The organism is Pirellulales bacterium (assembly GCA_035939775.1).
GTDB lineage: Bacteria > Planctomycetota > Planctomycetia > Pirellulales > DATAWG01 > DASZFO01.
Map to the genome: position 1 here is coordinate 1 of DASZFO010000266.1, position 2,575 is coordinate 2,575.

Genomic DNA, 2,575 nt, shown 5'->3' on the forward strand with positions numbered 1-2,575 from the left:
ACAGGACACTGGTTCACGAAGATTGAGGATCATATCGATTATCTCATGGTCCGAGTTGATCCCGACAAGGTGACGCCGTTGAGGGATCAACAGGAATCCAACGCCTATCTGCAAAAGTAGAGACGAGAAGCGCGACGAAAGCGGTCCAAATTGGGTGCGGTCCGCCGTCGAACAAACTTCCGGTCGGCCGGCCGTCTCGTTCGAGCGCCGCAGGCAACGCAAACAAGCGATCGAACGCAGATGCGCGGGACAGGCGCCCCGCGCATCACGCACCAGTGGTTCTTTGTGACCGGCTTACGCCGAGACCGTTCCGTCTCCAATCAATCTAGTTGGCCAAGGGATCGGGGCGCACCTGGATGTGCACCACCAGAGGCTTGCTTCCCTTTCCGTCTTCCTTGAGCCACGGCGCGCGATCGCCTGCCGACGACCACAGGCCTCGGCCCTTCCAGCCGGCGGCCGGATCGTCGATACGCCCATCCATGCCTTTGGCGTAGAAGCCCATCGGGTAGGGGACGCGCAGCATGACCATCTTGCCGTCCTTTAAGGCGACAAAGCCGTCACTGAGATTGGCGGTGGATAGCGGAACGTTCTCGCCGAGACCAAGCGTGTCGTGCTGATCGACCCATGTGTAGTAGCTCGCCTCGGCGCTGTTTTCGCCGATCCCTTCGAAGCCGGGGCCCGGGTATTTGTAGAACGACCAGCCCTCGGGGCAGTGGTCGCCGGTTGCTTTCGGTCCATTGAGCGGCCCTTTGCACTTGCGTCGGTCGAAGCTTGCGAGATGGCCGCTCGACAGCGACCCCCAAACCACGCCGTTCTTGTCGATGTCGCCGCCACGAATGCCGAAGCCGGGTAATGGCACGTTATAGATTTCCGACAACCCGGTTTTCGGATCGAAGCGCAAGACGCTGGACGCTCGGGCGCCGAACACGCCGGTGGTGAACCAGACCGATCCATCAACCGGGCTCGGCATCACCGCATACGGTCCCGAGAGGCCGTTGAGTTCGAGCTGGGTGTCCTTGGCCGGGTCGGCCGGCTGGTTGGGCCCGATATAGTCGTCGCGCTTGCTGTTGCCGTTGGTGTCCAGCACGTACGGCGACCAGCCTTGCGCCTTTGCGGCGTCGCCGGTCTCGCCGAACACCTTGGTGTTCAGCCAACCGACAACCGGTCCGGTGCCACTGAACCACAGCGTATCATTCCCATCATAGCCAAACTGTAGGTGATGAGTGGAAAAGCAGGTGTTCACGAACGTGTATTTCATTGTCTTTGGGTCGAGGATCGCCACCTGCCGGCCTGATTGGTCGAGCGGAAAGACCTTGGCCGACGGGTGGTCCGAACCCTTTTTGCAAAAGGCCGGATTGTCCGCGCCGCGTATCGTTGCAGCCAGCCAGACGCGGCCCTTCCCGTCGAACATGGCATTGTGATTGTTGGCTTTGGTATTCCAGATCTTTTCGTCGCCCCAATAGGCGGAGGGCTGCATCGGCTGGGCGCTGAAGCCGAAGCCTTGCGACTCCGCCATTTTTTGATCTTCCACTGGCATCTTGAAGAACGTTACTTTGCTCGTCTTCGGATCCAGGTCGGCATGTCGTCGCTGGCATATTCGGGCGAGCCGAACAGCGGGCCATTGGCGTTGACCGCCGGATTGCGCCGATCGGAAGAAATAAGATCGTGCATGTACGTCTTTTCGGTGCCCCATTGCCAGGTCGTGATGACGACGTTGCGCTCGACGCCCTGTGGCCGCGGCGGAGTGCTTTTCGGCAACTCGCCATTGGCGATGCGATCTGTCCAGTCACCGAGATACTTGAGAGGGGCGCCGCCGAAAAAGCCCGCCTCGGTGACCATCTCCTCACCTGCCAAACCGGACTGCAAGCGCCGCATCCAGGCTTCTTCACCCGTTTTGAACGAGCCGAATTGAGCCGGAATCGTGCGGGTCGCTTCCTGACCTATCTGGTGGCAGCCCATACAGCCGATGTTCTTCATTTGGCGGAGCCAGTTGGCCATCTTGGAGGCGCCGGGATCAGCGTATATTGCAGTACCGCTCAACTCGCTTTCAGGCGGTATTTTCAGCATCGAATACCAATAGATGGCGGGATAATAATGCGCTGCTGCCGCGGCGTTCGGGGCGGCTACTGCCGCCAAATCAAGATGCTGGCCGGGCTTCGCCCGCATTTTTGGTGAATCCACGAGGCCATAGCCGCGCACCCAGACGCTGTAATTCACGGCTGGGAGGTCGGGGATGACGTAGCGCCCCTGATCGTCGGTGACGACCATCTTGGCAAATTTGGTCGGGAGTTCGACGCTCTCGGCGATCACCCACACGCCAGCTTCTGGCCCGTTTGGGCCCGTGACGACGCCGCCAATATCATCGTTGTCAATCGCTGGTGCCACGGTCGCCTGCGCGCCCGCTGGCAACGGCCTGCCCACCATCGCGCTTGCCAGGACGGTGACGGCGATCGCCGCAAAGCTCGTTCGAAATAACTCGCTTGTCCTTGTCATTGTTTCCTTCCCTGAAATGAGCCGCCAATTGGCGTACGGTCTCGTCCTCTTTGGGAGAGTTGAATCTATCAAAACGCTCGGC

Annotated in this window: 3 protein-coding genes; all 3 read right to left on the reverse strand. The window is 60.1% G+C overall.

Annotation, left to right across the window (positions count from 1 at the left end; translation table 11 throughout):
• Positions 1 to 325: 325 nt before the first annotated feature.
• Entirely contained in the window at positions 326 to 1,516 is a 1,191-nt protein-coding gene (locus VGY55_16680; protein ID HEV2971614.1) for a hypothetical protein, read from the reverse strand.
• Positions 1,517 to 1,548: 32 nt separating this feature from the next.
• Positions 1,549 to 2,385 carry a carboxypeptidase-like regulatory domain-containing protein gene (locus VGY55_16685; GenBank protein HEV2971615.1) on the reverse strand — a complete coding sequence of 279 codons (837 nt, stop codon included), beginning with the start codon at positions 2,383 to 2,385 and terminating at the stop codon, positions 1,549 to 1,551.
• Positions 2,369 to 2,575 (reverse strand): hypothetical protein (locus VGY55_16690; GenBank protein ID HEV2971616.1); only part of this gene is annotated, 207 nt, incomplete at its 5' end. The genes VGY55_16685 and VGY55_16690, both read right to left, overlap by 17 nt.

Coding starts and splice junctions, on each gene's coding strand:
- VGY55_16680 (HEV2971614.1), bottom strand. CDS start 1,516: ATGGCGGAGTCGCAAGGCTTCGGCTTCAGCGCCCAGCCGATGCAGCCC.